Source organism: Variovorax sp. Root318D1, from assembly GCF_001424835.1.
In the GTDB taxonomy this organism is placed as follows: domain Bacteria; phylum Pseudomonadota; class Gammaproteobacteria; order Burkholderiales; family Burkholderiaceae_C; genus Variovorax.
Map to the genome: position 1 here is coordinate 383,015 of NZ_LMCQ01000024.1, position 18,221 is coordinate 401,235.

An 18,221-nucleotide genomic window follows, 5' to 3' on the forward strand; every position below is an offset into this window, starting at 1 on the left:
TGAAAGCGAAAAGTTCAGGGGTTGACGAGGAAGTCGCCGGCGCGCGGGGTGTCGGTGATTTCGAGCACCAGCGCGTACGACACCTTTTCGAACGGCCGGAACACCATCAGGAGGCCGATGCGCTCGTTCGGGAGCTTGATCGTTTCCTTGCGCTCGCCGGTCCGGTCGAGAATGGTTTCGCCGTTCTTCAGAATGGCCAGCACATGGCCGCTGTCGACGCCATCGCGGGTGCCCTTGTTGATGGCCACCACCTGGTTCTGGGCCGCGAACTGCACCGCGTTGCCGTAGACCGAGATGATTCGGCCTTCGACTTGCGTGGAGGGCGCGCGCGGCACGTAGCTCAGGAGCTGGCGCGGCGGCTCTGGCAGCAGGCGGTCGCCGGCGCGGATCTCCTCGCGCGCCGCGATGATGTCGATGCTGGCCGGCACCACGGTGATGACGTCCTTGTCCTTCTGGGTCTCGACCGTGGTCGATTCACCGCGCTTGAGCTGCGCCTTGCCGAGGTACTGCGCCTCGTAGCCGAGGATTTCGCCGGTTCCCGGGTCCTTGAGCGGCGTGGCGCTGCGGAACACGCGGAAGTTCTTCAACGGGCCCGGCGCTTCGAGCAGCGGCGTCTCGGCATTGCCGCGCGCATAGGCACGGTCGCCGCGCGACAGCAGCACGCGGCTGTCGTTGCCGGCCACGATGCGCGGCGCGCTTTGCAGCGTGTCGGAATCCACCACGATCGGCTCGCTCAGGAAGGGCTCGATGACACTCGGATTGAGCGTGGGCAGCGCCATGCCGGCCAGCGAATCGAAGCGCGTGCGCGGCGACAGCTTGATGGTCCCGCCGTCGCCGCTGCCCCCCGCGCCACGGCGCATCGTCAGCCGTGCGCGGCCGCCGGTCTTGTCCAGGTACAGCACCTGGCCTGGGTAGATACGATGCGGATTGGCGATCTCGCTGATGTTCATGCCCCAAAGTTCCGGCCAGCGCCAGGGGCGCAGCAGGTAGAGGCGCGAAATGGCCCACAGCGTGTCGCCGGGCTTGACCGTGTATTCGTCAGGCGCAGTGGGCGCGAGTTCGCTCAACGGAACGCCGTTCTGGGCGGTCTGCTGGGCAGTTGCGCGCTGCTGCGGGGTGACGGGATAGTTTTGCGCCCACGCCGTCGTGCCGCTGCTGATCACTGCAAGGGCTGCCAACGTGGCGAAAAGGTGCGTGCGCTGGCGGACAGGGGTTCGGAGCTTTTTCATGTCTGGATGGGTGAGCGCACCAAGTATCGGTGCACATACGAATCTCACAATTTGCTACGAATTCTGCGCCCGAAGCCCTTGGGAGGGCAACGTTTTCAGGCGATCCCGGCTCATCGCGTCGCGGAATTGGCGAAAATAGCCACAACTTTCCCCCTTTTTCATGGCCAAACGAATCATTCTGAGTTACCCGGACAAGCGCCTGCACACGGTGGCCAAGCCGGTGCAGGGCGTGGACGCACGCATCAAGGCGCTGGTTGCCGACATGCTGGAGACCATGTACGACGCCAGCGGCATCGGACTGGCCGCGACCCAGGTCGACGTGCATGAACGGCTGGTCGTCATAGATGTTTCCGAGGAGCGCAACGAGCCGATCGTTCTCATCAACCCCGAGATTATCTGGGCCAGCGACGAAAAAGTGCTGAACGAAGAGGGTTGCCTGTCGGTGCCCGGCATCTACGACGGCGTCATGCGCTCCACGTCGGTCAAGGTTCAGGCGCTGGACGAGAATGGCGAAATGCGCACCATCGAGGCCGATGGCCTGCTGGCGGTGTGCGTCCAGCACGAGCTAGACCACCTGCTGGGCAAGGTGTTCGTCGAATACCTGTCGCCGCTCAAGCGCAACCGCATCAAGAGCAAGCTGCTCAAGCAGCAGCGGGAAGAGGCCAAAGAGGGCCGGGCGTGACCATGCCGTCCCTGCGGCCCTGGGCTTGCCTGCTTGCCGCGGGTTTCTTCGTCGTCCTGGCCAGCTGCGCCAGCGAACCGACGCGCATCGTTCCCGGGACCACCGCCGCCGAAACTCTGCAACGCCTCGGCGCGCCCACGGGCCGCTATCCGCTCAACGGCGGCGGGGAGCGGCTCCAGTATTCGCGCATGCCGGCGGGTTTCGAAGTCACCGACATCGACGTCGACGCTTCGGGCAAGGTGGTTTCCGTCACCCAGGTGCTCAACGAGGCACGCTTCGGCCACGACATCAAGGTCGACCAATGGCGCCAGAACGACGTGCTCGCCTTCTATGGCCGGCCTTATGAAACCAGCCGCGTCAGCTCCTTCGACGGCACCGTCTGGACCTGGCGCTACAAGGCAGTGAACGAGCGCCGCATGCTCTATATCTACATCGATCCGACGGGCGTGGTTCGCCGCTATCACACGGGGGACGATCTCGAACTCGATCGGATCCGCGATTGACCCCGCTGAAAGTCGTTTTCGCGGGCACGCCCGAGTTCGCGCGCGTCGCGCTCGAAGCCATTGCCGCCGCCGGCCATGAAATCACGCTGGTGCTGAGCCAGCCCGACCGGCCCGCGGGCCGCGGCATGAAGCTGCAGGCTTCGCCCGTCAAGCAATGCGCCGTGGCCAACCACTGGCCGGTGGCGCAGCCACGCAGCCTGCGCCTGGACGGCAAGTACCCGGAAGATGCCTCGGCCGCACGCGAGGCCCTTCTAGCAGCGCAGCCCGACGTGATGGTGGTCGCCGCCTATGGGCTCATCCTGCCGCATTGGGTGCTCGATCTGCCGAAGTTCGGCTGCCTCAACATCCACGCCAGCCTGTTGCCGCGCTGGCGCGGCGCAGCGCCAATCCACCGCGCCATCGAAGCCGGTGACGCCCAGACCGGCATCACCATCATGCAGATGGACGCCGGCCTGGACACGGGCGACATGCTGCTGCGCGAAGCGGTCGACATCGGCGGCGACAACACCGCCCGCCTGCACGACCGCCTGGCCGAGCTGGGCGGCCGCATGATCGTCCAGGCGCTGGCCAGCATCGGCCAGTTGACGCGCACGCCGCAGCCGACCGATGGCGTCACCTATGCCAACAAGGTCGAGAAGCACGAAGCCCAGATCGACTGGAACCAGCCCGCCGAGGCCATCGTGCGGCGCATTCGCGCATTCGATCCCTTTCCGGGCGCCAACAGCCCGCTCGACGGCGAGACCATCAAGCTCTGGTCCGCGCACGCGGTCGCGGCCGAAGTGTCGGCCGCGCCGGGCACTCTCCTGGCCGTGACCGACGCCGGCGTGGCGGTGGCGGCGGGCGACTCCATCGTGATGGCGACCGAACTCCAGCGTCCCGGCGGCAAGCGCCTGGCCGTGGCCGATTTCCTGCGCGGCTTCGACCTGAAGCCCGGGCAGCGCTTCGGCTGATGTTCCTGTCCGCCGCCATCCGCCGCCGCCCGGAATTTCGCGCGGGCATGCGCGATATGTCGTCGGCCGCGCTGGGCATCGGCGCCTGGGGCCTGATGACGGGCGTGGCCATGGTCAAGTCGAACATGAGCGTGCTCGAGTCGGTGGCCATGACGCTCTTGGTCTACGCCGGCAGCTCCCAGCTTGCGGCCATTCCGCTGCTGTTCGCGGGCGCGCCCGCCTGGGTGATCTTGGCCACGGGCTTTTGCGTCAACCTGCGCTTCGTGGTGTTCAGCCTGCACCTGCGGCCCTACCTGATGCACATGCCGCGCTGGCGCCGCATGACGCACGGCTATCTCACGGCCGACCTTAGCTACGCCCTCTTCACAAGAAAATACCCCCATCCGCCGCTCGTCGGCGATGAGCAGAAGGCTCAGGAGGCCTACCTCACCGGCAACTACTTCGTGACCTGGTGCTCCTGGATGGGAATGAGCCTCCTGGGCATCGCACTGGCCAATTTCATTCCGCAGAACTGGGGACTCGGCTTTGCTGGCGTGCTGAGCCTGGTGGCGATCGTCTGCTCGATGGCGACCACGCGGCTGCGTGTGCTGGCCGCGCTGATTGCCAGCGTCACCGCCGTGGCCGCCTATGCCCTGCCGCTCAAGCTCAACATCGTGGTGGCCATCGGCGTGGCGGTGCTGCTGTGCTTCTGGCTCGAAAAGCAGTTCGGGCTCGACCCCGACGCGGAGGACGACAAGTGAGCGCGACCACCGACTGGTGGACCCTGGGCGTGATCGTCGGCCTGGCCGCGGTCACCGTGCTCACCCGCTGCTTCTTTTTCATTCTCGACCGGCCCTGGGGCCTGCCCGAGTGGGCGCATCGCGCCTTGCACTACGCACCGGCCGCCGCGCTCGCGGGCGTGATCGCACCCGAGATCGTGATGACCCAGGGCCACCTCATCACCACGCTGCACGACGCCCGCCTGTACGCCGCAGTGGTCGGCGCCGCTTACTACTACTGGCGGCGCGGCGTGTTCGGCACGATGCTGGCGGGCATGGCGGTGTACCTGCCCTTGCACCTGGGGCTCGGCTGGTAGCCGGCGGCCGCCGCCGGGCCGCCCCAAGGCGGGCCGCGCCTCCCCCTCGGGGGGTGGAGTTACACGCAGCGAAGCGGAATGAAAAGCCGGGGGGCTCTTTCAATCCAGTTTCACGCCGGCGGCCTGGATGATCTTGCCCCAGCGCTCGCTTTCGGCGCGCGAGAGCTTGTAGAACTCCTGCGGCGTGCCCGGAAGTGGCTCGAAGCCGAATTCCGCGAACAGTTTCGCCACCTTCGGTGCCTTCATCGCCTTGTGCAGTTCGCCGTTGATGCGCGCCACCGCGTCGGGCGGCATGCCGGCCGGGCCAATCAGGCCGTGGAAGGCATAAGCATTGACATCGTTGAAGCCGGCTTCCATGAAGGTCGGCACGTCGGGCAGTGCGCTGGCGCGCTGCGGCAGCGCGATCGCGAGCACGCGCACCTTGCCCGCCTTGATGATCGGCAGGCCCGAAGCCAGGTCGAGCATCATCGTCGGCACCTGGCCGCCCATCACGTCGGTCATGGCGGGCGCGGCGCCCTTGTAGGGCACGTGCGTGATGTTGACCCCCGCCTTCTGCTTGAAGAGCTCCATCGCCATGTGGTGCGGCGAGCCGTTGCCCGGCGAGGCGTAGCTCACCTTCTCCGGGTTGGCCTTCACGTAGCGCACGAACTCGGCCACGTTCTTCGCGGGAAAGTCGGGGTGCACGACCAGCGCCACCGGAAAGCGGCCGATGGTGCCGATGTACGTGAAATCGCTCGCGGGCTTGTAGGGCAGCTTGGCGAACATGTGCTCGTTGAAGAGCAGCGCCGCGTTCTCGGCCTGCATGATCGTGTAGCCGTCGGGCTTGGCCTGCATCAGCACCGACACGCCGATGTTGGTGGATGCGCCCGGCCGGTTGTCAATGATCAGCGGCTGCCCGAGCGATGGCTGCATCGCCTCCGCCAGCGCCCGCGCAAGGTTGTCGGTACCGCCGCCGGCCACGTAGGGCACGATCCATTTCACGGGCTGGCTCGGGTAGGCCGCCGGCTGCTGCGCGGATGCAAAGGGGCTGGCGGCCAGCGCGAGGGCTGCGGCCAGGAGGGGAAGGAAGCGTTTCATCGTCTTTTGTCTCCGTTGCTTGTCTTGAAATCGTTCGCGGGTCAATCGCCGCGGAGCGTCTGCCAGAGCTCGCGGTCGCGCTCCGCTGTCCACACCACGGGATGCTCGATGCCGCGCAGCTCGTCATAGGCGCGCGATACGTCGAAGGGCAGCACGTGCTGGAACACGGGCCAGGTGCCGAAGCGCGGCGCCATCGCTGCCTCTGCTCGCGCGAAGCAGTCCTTGAGCGTTTCGCCTGCGTCAATGCCGGCCTTCACGCTGCCCAGCAACGTCCCGAGAAACGCCTTGGTGAGCCCGATGGCCTCGGCGCAAGCGGCTTCGTCCTGCAGCACCGCGCCGCGTCCCGGCACCAGCACGCGCGGCTTCAGCGCAAGGACGGCGTCGAGCGTGCCGGCCCAGTCGCCGATGTAGGCATCGCCCGCATACACGCCGCAGTGGTTCTCCACCACGTCGCCCGAAAACAGCACGCCGCAGTCGGGCAGCCACGCCACCGTATCGCCGCTCGAATGGCCGCGGCCCAGTGCCATCAAGCGAAGCTCACGGCCGAGGCCCGGGCGCGGGCCGAGCCACAGGCTCATCTCGCGCTCGAAGCTCATCGTCGGGAACGTGAGGCCCGGAATCTCTTCCACGCCCGCGAACAGGCGCGGAAAGCGGCCGACCTCCGAATCGAAATCGGCCTGTCCGCGCGTGCGGATCCAGTCGAGCGTGCCGTTGCTGGCGACGATGGCCTCGACCTCGTCGAAGGCACTGGCGCCCATCACGCGCACCGCGTGGTAGTGCGTAAGCACGATGGTCTTGATGGGCTTGTCGGTCACCGTGCGGATGGCGGCGAGAAAGTCGCGCGCCATGCGCGGTGTGGGGCGCGTGTCGATCAGCACCACCTGCTCGTCGCCGACGACGAAGCCGCAGTTCGGATCGAAATCGCTGATGTAGCCGTACACGCCGGGCGCGAGTTCCCGGAGTCGAGGCTTCTGCTCGCGCGTGTCGGAGGCAGAGGCGAAGGAGACGTTGGCGTTCATGGGGCTTTGCTTGTTGGGGAGTCTTCGGCCGCCGCACGGATGCAGGCCAGCAGCACGTCCTGGTCGCCGCACTGGTTGGCCAGCAGCAGCACAATGCGGGCGTTGAGATCGGCGCTCTGCGCGCCGTCCAGGCCTTCATGCGCGGCGAGCAAGGCCGCGTAGAAACCGTCGGGGTCGGGGATGCGGGGCTCGGTGATCATGGGGTGGTGTCCTGGGCAAGGGCCGTGCGCAACGCAGCCGCGATCGCATCGGGCGAGGCGTGCGCGAGCAATGCGGCGCGGTAGGCATCGGGGCGCACGAGCGCGAAGCTACCCGCCTCGCGAAGACCCAGGTGGCTGGTGAGCCGGTCGTCGGCCTGCAGCGCCGGCAGGCCGCTGTCGCCCCCGATGGTCAGCAACTGAAAGGGAAGCGAGGCGGTCGCTGCCAATGCCGCTTCAGCTTCGGCGCGTGTCGGTGCTAGCCATAGCCCAATGCACCGCGTGCCCTCGGCCAGCAATTGCATCAGCGTCGTCTCGCGCCCATCGGCCCAGCGCAGCGGCAGGTTCTGCACGGTGCGCCCACCCTCGGGCAATTGGGGCGCGGACGGATAGTCGTTGGCGACCGACATGCGGCCGGTGTTCACCAGCGCCCGCGCGAACGGGTGGCGCGCAGCCAGCGCCACCACGGCGCGGCGCAGCGTGTGCTCGGCCGGCGAACGCGGCGCGAGGAAGCGCGCCGAGCGGCTCGTCACTTCGAGGTTCTGCCTTGCCGCGGGCTGGCGTTCGGCGTCGTAGCTGTCGAGCAGCGCATCGCCGGCCTGCCCTTGCAGGGCCAGCGCGAGCTTCCAGCCGAGGTTTGCGGCGTCCTGGATGCCGCTGTTGCCTCCGCGGGCGCCGAAGGGGCTCACCACGTGCGCGGCATCGCCGATGAAGAACACCTGGCCGTGGCGGAAGCTGTCGAGCAGATGGTCGCGGTAGCCATATGGGCCGATCCACACGAACTCGAACTCCACGTCCGGCCCGAGCTGCTGGCGCAGCCGCGCGCCCGCCACTTCGGGCTGGCTGATGGTGGCCGTGTCGCAGTCCTCGGGCATCTGGTAGTCGATGCGCCACACGCCGTCGGCCATCAGGTGCTGCCACACGCCGCGGCCTTCGTTGAAGGGGGCGTCGACCCAGGTCCATCGTTCGACCGGCAACGGCTTCTTGAAGCGCACGTCGCTGATGCACCAGCGGTCGGTGCTGCGTGACGAGTGCGCATCGATGCCGAGCTGCGTGCGGATCGGGCTGTTGGCGCCCGTGGCGTCGATCAGCCGGTCGGCCTCGATCGTGTAGCGGCCCGCGGGTGTCTCGACGTCGATGCGCACGCCGTCGCCGAGGGGCTCCACGCGCGTCACCCGGCTCTTCCACCGCAGGTCGGTGAGCCCGAGTTCGAGAATGCGCTCGACCAGGAACCACTCGAGATAGAACTGCTGCAGGTTGATGAACGGCGGCTGCCTGGAGACGCTGTTCGCCTGCAGGTTGAAGTTGTAGACCTCCTGTTCGCCCGAGAAGGTGCGCCCGAACGACCACGTCACGCCCTTGGCCGCGATGCGCTCGTAGATGCCCAGGCGCTCGAAAATCTCAAGGCTCTTCTGCGCATAGCAGATGCCTCGCGACGAGGCGCCGCGCACGCCGACGGTGTCGTCTTCGTCCAGCAGCACGGCGCGCACGCCGCGTTGCGCCAGGTCGCAGGCCAGCGTGAGGCCCGAGGGCCCGGCGCCGACGATCACGATCGGGTGCCGGACGATTCGGGGGCTGCCCAATTCGGGCGGCGGCGTGAAGGGCCAGCTCGGAAGCTCGTAGGCCGGCGCAAATGCAAAGCTTTCCATGTTTCTTCTACAGCGCGTGGGCGAATTCGGCGATCGCATCCGCCGCCTTGGGCACCAGCTCGGGTTGGCCCGCGAGATAGTGGTTGCCGCCCACGATGTCGACGTTGCGGATGCGCGCGCCGCCGGCGGCCAGCCACGCATCGCGCGTGCTCGGAAAGGTCGACTGGTCGCCCGTGTAGGTCAGCAGCAGCTTGGGCACCGTGGTGCGCGCGAGGTTGGTGGGCCCGTCGGCCTGCGAGCGCGACGACCATTGCGAAAGAAAGGCCGTGAGCGAGGTGGTGCGCCCCATCGCGTTGGCCGAATAGTTCACCTGCCGCGCATCGCCCCACACGCTGCCCGGCAGGCGGTCGTTGGCGTCGAGCGAAAGATCGACGCAGCGCGGATCGGCGTGCGTGCGGTAGACGATGAAGGCCTGGTCGCGCGGAGCGCCCGGCGTGTTCCGAAGCAATGCGAGGCGTTCGACGCACCATTGCTCGATGCGATTGAGCCGTGCCTTCTGCGCCGCGCTGAACCGCGCCAGAAATTCGGCGTCGTAGGGCACGCGGTGGCGCGGGTCATACATGTCGAGCTCGGGGTCCACCGAAAGCGGGTCGTGCTCGTCGGTGACAGAGGGATCGATCCAGTCGCGCATCAGCCGCGTGCGGCCCAGGTGCGCGGCGCACAGCGCAATGCCGTCCACCGGCGGCAGGTCGCTCGGGTGCAGGTGGGTCGGGTCGCCATCGGGCAGGTGCGTGGCCGTGAGCTTCTCGGCCTGCGCCTGGTAGAGGCTCGCGAGCGCCGCGCCGCCCGAGTTGCCGATGAGAAACACCTTTTCGTAGCCGGCCGCGCGCAGGTACTGCACGCCGGCGCCCAGGTCCTGGATGGCGCGCTCCATCAAGAGCACCGTGTCGTTGCCCACGTAGCGCGAGTTCAATCCCATGCAGCAGATGCCGCGCTCCGCCAGCGGGCCGATCAGGTAGTGGCCCATGAAGTTGCTGGTCGGGTGCATCACGATGGCCGCGATCTTTTTCGGCCCCAGCGGCGCGCGAAACGCGCCGTAGATGCGCGGGCGCAGCATCTGCAGGCCCGACTGGCTTTCCAGGGCCGCTCCGGGTTTCACATCGATGACGGCGAGTTGCAGTTCAGACATTCGCATCGCCTTTCGCTGCACGAAGCTCCGCCTTGCGTGCGGTCCACGCATCGAGGTCCGCGCGGGCGCGCCGCGCATGCGCATCCATCTCGGCCTGCGGCACGGTCGGCGTGGTGAGTTCCACGCGGATGCCGTTGGGGTCGAAGAAATAGATCGACTCGATGATGTGATGGTCGGTCACGCCCAGCACTTCCACGCCCGCGCCTTCGAGCCGCGTCTTGGCGGCGAGCAGGTCGTCCACCGAGTCGACCCGCAGCGCAATATGGTTCACCCATGCGGGCGTGTTGGGCGAAGGCAGTGCGGCAACGTCGTCGCCCAGGTCGAAGAAGGCGATGTACGAGCCATCGCGCATCTGAAAAAAGATGTGCACGTAGGGGCAGTACTCGCCCGTGCTCGGCACGTGGTCGCTCTTGATGACGTGGGCGAGCGGCAGGCCCAGCAGGTCCTCGTAGAAGCGGCGGGTTTCCTCGCTGTCGCGGCAGCGCCAGGCGAAATGATGCAGCCCGCGAACTGGCGGGGCCGCGTTGGCAGTCGTCGGCATGGCTTGTCTCCGGTAAGCCGTGATTGGGCGATGCCGCGTCTTATGATGCAATCGAAATTAATTCATCCATTGATGAAATAACCATATGAATCTAACCCTGCGCCAGTTGCGCGCCTTCGCGGCCGTGGCCGAAACCGGCAGCTTCACTGCCGCGGCGCAGCAGCTGCACCTCACGCAGTCGGCGCTCAGCGTGCTGGTGCGCGAACTCGAGCGTGAAATGGGCGTCCAGCTGCTCGACCGCCACACGCGCCGCGTGCAGCTCTCGGAAGCCGGCCGCGAGTTCCTGCCTTCGGTGCACCGCCTGCTCGGCGACCTCACGACCGCGGTGGCCGGCGTGACGGATTTGCGTGACAAGAAGAAAGGTGTGTTGCGTCTTGCAGCGCCCCAACTCATGGCCTGCACGCTGATGCCGCGCGTGATTGCGGTCTACCGCCAGGCCTATCCCGATGTCGACGTGCGCCTGGCCGACACGCTGCCGGAGCACCTGCTGGCCGGCGTGATGGCCGGCGACGTGGAGCTTGCGGTGGGGCAGGACGTGGCGGTGGATGCCGCCATCGAGCGCCGCACCCTCTTGCGCGACCGGCACTGGCTGATCTGCCCGCCCGGCCATGCCTTTGCCAAGCGCCGCAAGGTGCGCTGGCACGAGCTCGAGCCCTACACCTTCATCGCGCCCACGCGGGACTTCCGCCAGCGCGTGCTGCCCGAACTGGCGCCCGCGGAGCGCGACTACATGCTGCGCCCGGCCACGCAGGAGGTGTCGTACATGACCACGGCGCTCGGCATGGTGGCCTCGGGCCTGGGCCTCACCGTGTGCCCGACCTATTCGGCGCCGCTGGTGCGCGCCCACGGCCTGCAAATGGTGCGGCTCGAGTCGCCCGACTTCCACCGCGAGGTCTGCGTTTACAGCGCCGCGCGGCGCACCCTCTCGCCCGCCGCCGCGAGCTTTGTCGAGGTCCTCGAGCGCTTTGCGCGAGAGCAGCAAAAAGGCGCCTGAAAAGCATCGGCGTGCGGCATCACGCGGGTAGGGCCGCCGCGGAGCGAAACCTACAATGCAGGCGACTTGTCTTCCACCACTTCCAGATCCATGAACGTCATTCGATTCACCGACCTCTGCGCGCAGGGCAAGGCCGCCGGCCAGCGCATCTTCATCCGTGCCGACCTCAACGTGCCGCAGGACGACGCGGGCAACATCACCGAAGACACGCGCATCCGCGCCTCGGTGCCCTGCATCCAGCTGGCGCTCGATTCCGGCGCCGCCGTGATGGTCACCTCGCACCTGGGCCGCCCGACCGAAGGCGAATTCAAGCCCGAGGACTCGCTGGCTCCCGTGGCCAAGCGCCTGGGTGAACTGCTGGGCCGCGAGGTTCCGCTGGTGGCCAACTGGGTCGATGGCGTCGACGTGAAGCCCGGCCAGGTCGTGCTGCTCGAGAACTGCCGCGTCAACAAGGGCGAGAAGAAGAACGACGAAGCGCTGGCCCGCAAGCTCGCCGCGCTCACCGACATCTACGTGAACGACGCCTTCGGCACCGCCCACCGCGCCGAAGCCACCACCTACGGTATCGCGCAGTTCGCCAAGATTGCCGCAGCCGGCCCGCTGCTCGCGGCCGAAATCGACGCCATCTCCAAGGCGCTGGCCTTGCCCAAGCGGCCGCTGGTGGCCATCGTGGCGGGCTCCAAGGTGAGCACCAAGCTCACCATCCTCAAGAGCCTGTCGGCCAACGTCGACCAGCTGATCGTCGGCGGCGGCATTGCCAACACCTTCATGCTCGCGGCCGGCCTCAAGATCGGCAAGTCGCTGGCCGAGCCCGACCTGATCGACCAGGCCAAGGCGGTGATCGAATCCATGCGTGCGCGCGGCGCCGACGTGCCGATTCCGGTGGACGTGGTCACGGCCAAGACCTTTGCGGCCGACGCGCCCGCCACGGTGAAGGACGCGAACGACGTGGCCGACGATGACCTGATCCTGGATATCGGCCCCAAGACCGCCGCGCAACTGGCCGCGCAGCTGCGCGAAGCCGGCACCATCGTCTGGAACGGCCCGGTGGGCGTGTTCGAGTTCGATGCCTTCGCGGGCGGCACCAAGGCCATCGCGCAAGCTATCGCCGACAGCAGCGCCTTCTCGATCGCCGGTGGTGGCGACACGCTCGCGGCCATTGCCAAGTACGGCATCGAAAAGCAGGTCGGCTACATCTCGACCGGCGGCGGCGCCTTCCTCGAAGTGCTCGAGGGCAAGACGCTCCCGGCCTTCGAGATTCTTTCAAAGCGTGCCGCGGGTTGATTTTTCAGGCGGCGCGCGCCGCGTCTACTTCCTGTAGTCACATAAAGTGTATACAGTAGAGAATACAAAACGGAGACTTGTTCAATGATCACGGATCGCCTTCCCCGCCACGCCACCAAGATCGTCGCCACGCTCGGCCCGGCGTCCAATACGCCCGAGCTGCTGGAACAGATGATCCTGAACAAGGTCAGCGTGGTGCGGCTCAACTTCAGCCACGGCACGGCGCAGGACCACATCGACCGCGCGGCCATGGTGCGAGAGGCCGCCCGCAAGACGGGCCGCGAAGTGGCGATCATGGCCGACCTGCAAGGCCCTAAGATCCGCGTCGGCAAGTTTGCCCAGGGCAAGGTCTGGCTCGAGCCGGGCGCCAAGTTCGTGCTCGACGCCTCGCGCACCGAACCCGGCGACACCGACGCGGTCGGCCTCGACTACAAGGACCTGCCGCGCGACGTGCGCCCCGGCGACAAGCTGCTGCTGAACGACGGCCTCATCGTGCTCACGGTCGACGCGGTGCGCGGCGAGGCGGTGCACACCACCGTGAAGCTAGGCGGCGAGCTCTCCAACAACAAGGGCATCAACAAGCAGGGCGGCGGCCTCACGGCGCCGGCGCTCACGGCCAAGGACATGGAAGACATCAAGACCGCGATGAGCTTCCAGGCCGACTACGTGGCGGTGAGCTTTCCCAAGAACGCCACCGACATGGAAATGGCGCGTCAGCTCTGCAACGTGGCGGCGGCCGAATTCGGCCACAAGCCGGGCCTGATCGCCAAGATCGAACGTGCCGAGGCCATTCCCAAGCTGGAAGAAATCCTCCGCGCGAGCGACGGCATCATGGTGGCGCGCGGCGACCTCGCGGTGGAGGTGGGCAATGCCGCCGTGCCCGCGCTGCAGAAAAAGATGATCCGCATGGCGCGCGACATGGACAAGGTGGTGATCACCGCGACCCAGATGATGGAGTCGATGATCACCAACCCCGTGCCCACGCGCGCCGAAGTGAGCGACGTGGCCAATGCCGTGCTCGACGGCACCGATGCCGTGATGCTCTCGGCCGAAACCGCCTCGGGCCGCTACCCGCTCGAAACCGTGCAGGAGATGAGCCGCATCTGCGAAGCCGCCGAATCGGCCGAGGACAAGATGCTCGACGCCGACTTCAGCGGCAAGACCTACAGCCGCATCGACCAGTCGATTGCCATGGGCGCGCTGTTCACCGCCCATCATCTCGGCGCCAAGGCCATCGTGGCGCTCACCGAGTCCGGCTCCACGCCACTGTGGATGAGCCGCCACCGCGCGCACATTCCGATGTACGCGCTGACCTCGCGCCTTGCCACGCAGCGCAGGATGGCGCTCTACCGCAATGTGCGCCCGCTGCTGATGGATTCGGAAAGCGACCGCGACACCGCGCTCGAGCAGGCCGAAGCGCACCTGAAGAAGCGCGGCATCGTGCAGACCGGCGATGTCTACGCAATTACCTGCGGTGAGCCGATGGGCGCCCCGGGCGGCACCAACATGCTGAAGATCTGCAGGGCGAGCTGATCGATCGGTATTGACGATGTCTCGAACGCCGGAAGGGCGGGGGACATCTAATGGGCAATTGCTACGTCCAAGGCGATGCTGCCGGCCTTGCTGATGGCGCTGCCCGTTGAGCGTTTTGCCGGATGTGTCGAACTTCAACCCTTCCAACGCATAGACGTCGATAAGTTCACGATCGGCGGGAAAAGGCGCGTTGGTTTTGAACCGACACCAGGAAATCCTGCGTGACACTGCGGATGTGATCGCGACATCCGGAAGGGCAGGAACATCAATGAAGCAATTGCATGCATTCAAAGCGGTGCTGCTGGCCTTGGCGACGGCGGTGTCCGTTGTAGGGTGCGGCGTCCTGCCTGGGGTGTCGAATTTCAACTCCTCGACGGCAGCGTCATGCGCGGTTCAGAGTGCCGAAGCCCGGCCGCCGAAGCACCCGATCGTCGAACTGGCCTGGTGCATCGCACGGACGGATGACCTCTCCGATCCAAGCCACCTGTTTTATGAAACCCTGGGGATCAAGAACGACCGGGACTACAGCGAGTCCAGAAATGTTCCTTGGCGAATCTCGGCGGGGGCGGGGAAGGCAGAAGAGATTCAACATTTGCCAGCGGGGGTCAGCAACTTTTACTACACGCGTGCAGATGACGACAGGCCAAGGTTTGGGGGGGAAAGGTACTTCAGCTTTGCCGTCGACATCAGGAAATCATGCGTGACACTGGCGGATGTGATCGCCACCTTCGGCGATGGCTTTACCGTCTCGCCACACCGTACCGTAGCGCCTGCTGTGGCGTTGCCAGGGGTGGTGCCATCGCCGCCCTTTCAAACAGGAAAGCTCCAGGGCATCTTCTATGTCACTCCCCGCTTCTTCAAGGGGCCCAGCAACGGGCGAGTTGAATTCGATTTCAGCTACTACGAATGCGTGGGACGCATTACCGTCCAGCGCGACCTCGAATCATTGAAAAATCAGAGGGAGGAAGGCAAGAAATGAGCACGATTACCACAGCCATCACAGCAGAGTGGATGGCCGACAAAAATAACAAATTCAAGGCGTACAACATTTCGCCGGACGCACTCGCGATGATCAACAGGTCGGAAACCCTCAAGGCCGACATGCGCGCTTACGCAGCCAGTGACTACACCGTCGCCGCAGAGGTCAATCCCAGGACCGGTGCGGGCGAGTACAGCACGCCGATGAGCAAGGACTTCCCAGGCTACCTCCACATCGCCTCCGACCGCTTCGACACCCCCGAAGGCACGGTCAGCATCCTGGCCCACGAACTCGGGCACTTTCGCGTTGAAGAACCCAATGCCGCCATCGCGACCGCGCGCTCCAACGCCCTGACGGGAAAAGACAAGGCCGCTTACGAGAGCGCCTGCCACCTGACCGAAGGCTACGCCCACTACAACGAAGTCAAAGTGCGCGATGAGATCCTGGAAACCAATCGCTTGGCTGCCGAACTCGAACAACGGCCCCTCACGGAACATGAAGTCCAACTGGAATCCCGCTGGCGCGGTGAAGGGGTGCACGGCAGCCGCGGCGAAGGCCACGACCACCTGATCGCCAGACGCATTTCCGATGCCGCCCGGGAAGAACCCGGCCACATGACGGCCACCCAGGTCATGGAGGCGGCCGCCTTTGCGCTGGCTCAGAACAACAGGGGCAACATCACATCGAACACCAGGCAAACCTACGGCCAATTCTGTGACGCCGCGGCGAGCCGCATGCTGCCTGGCGCCGCGCCTGCAGAAGCAACAGGCGAAGCGCAACGCACGCCGCAGACGCCATCCAAGGAGCCCTCACCCACCGACGACCTGTCCGCGTTTCTGGATCGCATGCTGAGCGCCGATGTCGCCACCTTCAGAAGAATGCAGCAGACGTTGGCGGACCTGCCGCCGGGCCGAGAGGTGATTGCAGAGGGAATCGCGGAGGTGAATCGGCAGGAGCAATGGGTTGCGCAACAACAGGCGCAAGCGCAGCAGCAGCCTGCAATGGAGGCGCCGGTGATGGTCATGCGCCATTGAACCCATCGATGCGCGGAACAGGCGAGCCAAATAAAAGTGAACGATCAATCCATGCTGGCCTTGGCCAGCAAGATGAGCGCACTGGTCGAAAAGTTCGAGCGCCAATGCGAGCAATCCGGCTCGGAACTGCGGACACTTTCCCAGCAGGTGCCGGCCGTGGTGCGCCAGGCCGTCAACGAACAGCTGAGCCGGCTGCCAGAGGCAGTGCTTGCCGATGTTCGCGGCGGTATCGAGCGGCCGGTTTCCGACTATGAACGGCGCCTGCGCGAAGCAGGCGAACAAATCCATCAGGCTTCTCTTGCCTTGAGCGCGCAGTTCCGACGTGCCGAGGCGTTGCACCGCCATCTGATCTGGAAGGTTGCAGGCATCACGTTGGGCAGCCTGGTGTTGATGCTGGGGGGCGGTGTTTGGTTATCAAGTCACTACTACGACGAGATCGCAAAGAACCAAATTTCTGCCACATTGCTCAAGGCTTACAACGAGGCCGATGTCACGCTGTGCGACGGACACTTGTGTGTCAGGGCAGACAAGTCTGCCAAGCCCTCTGGGGAGTATGTGCGCGTCAAACCCCGCTGACGGAGCGGCACAAATCGTCGAAAGGCTAGACGAGACGGGCTCGGCGGGTGTCTGCCGCGCGAGCCGAGTTCGCTCAGCCGTTGCGGAAGAGGAAGCTATAGGCGTTCAGGGCCGGCACGCCGCCCAAGTGCGCGTACAGCACCTTCGAACCAGCCGGGAATTCGCCCAGGCGCACCTTCTCGATCATCCCGTGCATCGACTTGCCCTCGTACACGGGGTCGGTCAGCATGCCTTCCAGGCGTGCGCAAAGGCGGATCGATTCCAGCGTGCCTTCGTTGGGCAAGCCGTATTCGGGACCGCCGAAGCGGCGGTCGAGCACCACGTCCTTGTCGGTGATGTCGCGGCCCAGTTCGACCAGTTCGGCCGTGCTCCGGGCAATGCGCACGATCTGCTCGAAGGTCTGCTGCGGTTTGGCCGATGCGTCGATGCCGATCACGCGGTCGGCCCTGCCGTCGGCCGCAAAGCCCACCACCATGCCGGCCTGCGTGCTGCCCGTGACCGAGCAGGTCACGATGTAGTCGAACTTGAAGCCCAGCTCGGCTTCCTGCTGGCGCACTTCCTCGGCAAACCCGACGAAGCCGAGCCCGCCGTAGCGGTGCTCCGAGCAGCCAGCCGGAATCGGAAAGGGCTTGCCGCCGGACTTGCGCACGTCGTCCATGGCTTCTTCCCAGCTCTTGCGGATGCCGATGTCGAAGCCCGCGTTGTCCAGCCGCACGTCGGCGCCCATGATGCGTGACATCTCGATGTTGCCGACGCGGTCGTACACCGCGTCCGAATAGTTGACCCAGTTCTCCTGCACCAGCACGCACTTCATGCCCAGGTGCGCGGCCACGGCGGCCACTTGACGCGTCTGGTTCGACTGGATGCCGCCGATCGACACCAGCGTGTCGTAGCCGCCCTCGATCGCCTCGGGAATCAGATATTCGAGCTTGCGGGTCTTGTTGCCGCCGAAGGCAAGGCCGCTGTTGCAGTCCTCCCGCTTGGCGTAGAGCTCGACTTCGCCGCCCAGGTGCGCGCTCAGGCGCTTGAGCGGATGGATCGGCGTGGGACCGAAGGTTAGGGTATGGCGGGGAAATTTCTTGAGGTTCATCGATGTGCTCCAGAGGAAATGAAAAAGGGAGGAGGAATGAGATCGATCGTAGAAAGAAGGCGGAGAAACGTGGTTGCAAATTTCAATGGAAATGAGAGCAAAAAAAAGACAAGATCGACAGACCGAGTGTTTTTGGTTTAAAGAATAAGAGATGAGCACAATAAAGTTGCGTACCACGCCGGCGCAGGCGGCCGAAGCGACGGTGGAGCTCGATCGGACCGATCGCGCAATTCTTCGCGCCCTGCAGCGCGATGCCTCGGTCTCGAACGTGGCGCTGGCGGCCAAGGTCAATCTCAGCGCGCCGGCCTGCCTGCGCCGGGTCGAGCGGCTCAAGGCCGCGGGGCTCATCCAGGGCATCGTGGCATTGCTCGATGCCAAGGCCCTGGAGCTCGGCATGATGGTGATGATCGGCGTGGTGCTCGACCGTTCGACGCCCGACTCGTTCGCCGATTTCGAGAAGGCCGCGCAGAAGGTGTCCGGCTGCCTCGAATGCCATGTGGTCACGGGCGAGTTCGACTACTTCATGCTCGTGCGAACGCGCGACAACGACAGCTTCAACCGCCTGCACGCCGAGCAGTTGCTGTACCTGCCCGGCGTGCGTCAGATCCGGACTTTCGTGGTGCTCAAGCAGGTGCTGTCGACGACGCAACTGCCGATTTAGAGGCGTCCGCCACGCCCTT

Annotated in this window: 20 protein-coding genes; 12 read left to right on the forward strand and 8 right to left on the reverse strand. The window is 65.8% G+C overall.

The features are described 5' to 3' along the window. Window positions 1-14: 14 nt before the first annotated feature. On the reverse strand, window positions 15-1,229 hold the full coding sequence (locus tag ASC78_RS24640) for a LysM peptidoglycan-binding domain-containing protein (RefSeq protein ID WP_055807714.1): 1,215 nt from the start codon (window positions 1,227-1,229) through the stop codon (window positions 15-17). Window positions 1,230-1,389: 160 nt separating this feature from the next. On the opposite strand from ASC78_RS24640, the gene def reads away from it, so the two are divergent. The 5 genes from def to ASC78_RS24665 are packed head-to-tail and all read left to right on the forward strand — an operon-like array spanning window position 1,390 to window position 4,439. After that, complete coding sequence (def, locus tag ASC78_RS24645) at window positions 1,390-1,911, forward strand: peptide deformylase (protein ID WP_055807717.1); 522 nt, start codon at window positions 1,390-1,392, stop codon at window positions 1,909-1,911. 2 nt (window positions 1,912-1,913) lie between these two features. Continuing rightward, window positions 1,914-2,414, forward strand: a complete 501-nt coding sequence (locus tag ASC78_RS24650) for a hypothetical protein (RefSeq protein WP_055807720.1) — start codon at window positions 1,914-1,916, stop codon at window positions 2,412-2,414. A gap of 5 nt (window positions 2,415-2,419) precedes the next feature. Beyond that, window positions 2,420-3,364, forward strand: a complete 945-nt coding sequence (fmt, locus tag ASC78_RS24655; protein WP_055807912.1) for a methionyl-tRNA formyltransferase — start codon at window positions 2,420-2,422, stop codon at window positions 3,362-3,364. Next, window positions 3,364-4,104, forward strand: a complete 741-nt coding sequence (locus tag ASC78_RS24660) for an AzlC family ABC transporter permease (protein WP_055807723.1) — start codon at window positions 3,364-3,366, stop codon at window positions 4,102-4,104. Before fmt ends, ASC78_RS24660 begins: the two co-directional genes overlap by 1 nt. Then, window positions 4,101-4,439, forward strand: coding sequence for an AzlD domain-containing protein (locus ASC78_RS24665; protein ID WP_055807726.1), 339 nt, complete (start codon window positions 4,101-4,103; stop codon window positions 4,437-4,439). The genes ASC78_RS24660 and ASC78_RS24665 overlap by 4 nt, the downstream gene beginning before the upstream one ends. A gap of 99 nt (window positions 4,440-4,538) precedes the next feature. Here ASC78_RS24665 and ASC78_RS24670 read toward each other — a convergent pair whose 3' ends face one another. From ASC78_RS24670 to ASC78_RS24695, 6 genes are read right to left on the reverse strand one after another with little or no spacing between them, the layout of a single operon-like run. Further along, window positions 4,539-5,516, reverse strand: a complete 978-nt coding sequence (locus tag ASC78_RS24670) for a Bug family tripartite tricarboxylate transporter substrate binding protein (RefSeq protein ID WP_055807729.1) — start codon at window positions 5,514-5,516, stop codon at window positions 4,539-4,541. A 41-nt stretch (window positions 5,517-5,557) separates the two neighbouring features. Further along, window positions 5,558-6,535 carry an MBL fold metallo-hydrolase gene (locus tag ASC78_RS24675; protein WP_055807731.1) on the reverse strand — a complete coding sequence of 326 codons (978 nt, stop codon included), beginning with the start codon at window positions 6,533-6,535 and terminating at the stop codon, window positions 5,558-5,560. Then, window positions 6,532-6,735, reverse strand: a complete 204-nt coding sequence (locus ASC78_RS24680; RefSeq protein ID WP_055807733.1) for a DUF2783 domain-containing protein — start codon at window positions 6,733-6,735, stop codon at window positions 6,532-6,534. Before ASC78_RS24680 ends, ASC78_RS24675 begins: the two co-directional genes overlap by 4 nt. Continuing rightward, window positions 6,732-8,381 (reverse strand): FAD-dependent oxidoreductase, encoded by a 1,650-nt coding sequence (locus ASC78_RS24685; RefSeq protein WP_055807735.1) that lies wholly within the window; start codon window positions 8,379-8,381, stop codon window positions 6,732-6,734. Before ASC78_RS24685 ends, ASC78_RS24680 begins: the two co-directional genes overlap by 4 nt. Window positions 8,382-8,388: 7 nt before the next feature. Next, window positions 8,389-9,510 carry an alpha/beta hydrolase family protein gene (locus ASC78_RS24690; protein ID WP_055807737.1) on the reverse strand — a complete coding sequence of 374 codons (1,122 nt, stop codon included), beginning with the start codon at window positions 9,508-9,510 and terminating at the stop codon, window positions 8,389-8,391. Then, window positions 9,503-10,051 (reverse strand): VOC family protein, encoded by a 549-nt coding sequence (locus ASC78_RS24695; protein WP_055807740.1) that lies wholly within the window; start codon window positions 10,049-10,051, stop codon window positions 9,503-9,505. Before ASC78_RS24695 ends, ASC78_RS24690 begins: the two co-directional genes overlap by 8 nt. Before the next feature lie 85 nt (window positions 10,052-10,136). Between ASC78_RS24695 and ASC78_RS24700 the strand changes: the two genes are divergently transcribed. The 6 genes from ASC78_RS24700 (at window position 10,137) to ASC78_RS24725 (ending at window position 16,451) form a co-directional block, all read left to right on the forward strand. Further along, window positions 10,137-11,045, forward strand: a complete 909-nt coding sequence (locus tag ASC78_RS24700; protein ID WP_055807742.1) for a LysR family transcriptional regulator — start codon at window positions 10,137-10,139, stop codon at window positions 11,043-11,045. A gap of 90 nt (window positions 11,046-11,135) precedes the next feature. After that, a complete protein-coding gene (locus tag ASC78_RS24705) occupies window positions 11,136-12,329 on the forward strand; it encodes a phosphoglycerate kinase (RefSeq protein WP_055807743.1) in 1,194 nt (397 codons plus the stop codon). Window positions 12,330-12,413: 84 nt separating this feature from the next. After that, on the forward strand, window positions 12,414-13,862 hold the full coding sequence (pyk, locus tag ASC78_RS24710) for a pyruvate kinase (protein ID WP_021012969.1): 1,449 nt from the start codon (window positions 12,414-12,416) through the stop codon (window positions 13,860-13,862). A 268-nt stretch (window positions 13,863-14,130) separates the two neighbouring features. Next, window positions 14,131-14,841 carry a hypothetical protein gene (locus tag ASC78_RS24715; RefSeq protein WP_055807745.1) on the forward strand — a complete coding sequence of 237 codons (711 nt, stop codon included), beginning with the start codon at window positions 14,131-14,133 and terminating at the stop codon, window positions 14,839-14,841. Continuing rightward, the gene (locus ASC78_RS27810) at window positions 14,838-15,875 is read left to right on the forward strand and encodes a hypothetical protein (RefSeq protein WP_055807747.1); all 1,038 of its coding nucleotides are present in this window, start codon (window positions 14,838-14,840) and stop codon (window positions 15,873-15,875) included. The genes ASC78_RS24715 and ASC78_RS27810 overlap by 4 nt, the downstream gene beginning before the upstream one ends. 51 nt (window positions 15,876-15,926) lie before the next feature. Then, window positions 15,927-16,451, forward strand: coding sequence for a hypothetical protein (locus ASC78_RS24725; protein ID WP_055807749.1), 525 nt, complete (start codon window positions 15,927-15,929; stop codon window positions 16,449-16,451). 73 nt (window positions 16,452-16,524) lie between these two features. On the opposite strand, the gene ASC78_RS24730 is transcribed toward ASC78_RS24725, so the two are convergent. Next, entirely contained in the window at window positions 16,525-17,541 is a 1,017-nt protein-coding gene (locus ASC78_RS24730) for a 1-aminocyclopropane-1-carboxylate deaminase (protein ID WP_055807751.1), read from the reverse strand. A gap of 151 nt (window positions 17,542-17,692) precedes the next feature. Here ASC78_RS24730 and ASC78_RS24735 point away from each other — a divergent pair, with 151 nt between their 5' ends. Continuing rightward, window positions 17,693-18,202, forward strand: coding sequence for an Lrp/AsnC family transcriptional regulator (locus tag ASC78_RS24735; protein ID WP_055807753.1), 510 nt, complete (start codon window positions 17,693-17,695; stop codon window positions 18,200-18,202). Window positions 18,203-18,221: the final 19 nt, after the last annotated feature.

Coding starts and splice junctions, on each gene's coding strand:
- ASC78_RS24670 (WP_055807729.1), bottom strand. CDS start 5,516: ATGAAACGCTTCCTTCCCCTCCTGGCCGCAGCCCTCGCGCTGGCCGCC.
- ASC78_RS24680 (WP_055807733.1), bottom strand. CDS start 6,735: ATGATCACCGAGCCCCGCATCCCCGACCCCGACGGTTTCTACGCGGCC.
- def (WP_055807717.1), top strand. CDS start 1,390: ATGGCCAAACGAATCATTCTGAGTTACCCGGACAAGCGCCTGCACACG.
- ASC78_RS24705 (WP_055807743.1), top strand. CDS start 11,136: ATGAACGTCATTCGATTCACCGACCTCTGCGCGCAGGGCAAGGCCGCC.
- ASC78_RS24725 (WP_055807749.1), top strand. CDS start 15,927: ATGCTGGCCTTGGCCAGCAAGATGAGCGCACTGGTCGAAAAGTTCGAG.
- ASC78_RS24650 (WP_055807720.1), top strand. CDS start 1,914: ATGCCGTCCCTGCGGCCCTGGGCTTGCCTGCTTGCCGCGGGTTTCTTC.
- ASC78_RS24735 (WP_055807753.1), top strand. CDS start 17,693: ATGAGCACAATAAAGTTGCGTACCACGCCGGCGCAGGCGGCCGAAGCG.
- ASC78_RS24715 (WP_055807745.1), top strand. CDS start 14,131: ATGAAGCAATTGCATGCATTCAAAGCGGTGCTGCTGGCCTTGGCGACG.
- ASC78_RS27810 (WP_055807747.1), top strand. CDS start 14,838: ATGAGCACGATTACCACAGCCATCACAGCAGAGTGGATGGCCGACAAA.
- ASC78_RS24700 (WP_055807742.1), top strand. CDS start 10,137: ATGAATCTAACCCTGCGCCAGTTGCGCGCCTTCGCGGCCGTGGCCGAA.
- ASC78_RS24660 (WP_055807723.1), top strand. CDS start 3,364: ATGTTCCTGTCCGCCGCCATCCGCCGCCGCCCGGAATTTCGCGCGGGC.
- ASC78_RS24695 (WP_055807740.1), bottom strand. CDS start 10,051: ATGCCGACGACTGCCAACGCGGCCCCGCCAGTTCGCGGGCTGCATCAT.
- ASC78_RS24675 (WP_055807731.1), bottom strand. CDS start 6,535: ATGAACGCCAACGTCTCCTTCGCCTCTGCCTCCGACACGCGCGAGCAG.
- ASC78_RS24730 (WP_055807751.1), bottom strand. CDS start 17,541: ATGAACCTCAAGAAATTTCCCCGCCATACCCTAACCTTCGGTCCCACG.
- ASC78_RS24640 (WP_055807714.1), bottom strand. CDS start 1,229: ATGAAAAAGCTCCGAACCCCTGTCCGCCAGCGCACGCACCTTTTCGCC.
- ASC78_RS24690 (WP_055807737.1), bottom strand. CDS start 9,510: ATGTCTGAACTGCAACTCGCCGTCATCGATGTGAAACCCGGAGCGGCC.
- pyk (WP_021012969.1), top strand. CDS start 12,414: ATGATCACGGATCGCCTTCCCCGCCACGCCACCAAGATCGTCGCCACG.
- ASC78_RS24685 (WP_055807735.1), bottom strand. CDS start 8,381: ATGGAAAGCTTTGCATTTGCGCCGGCCTACGAGCTTCCGAGCTGGCCC.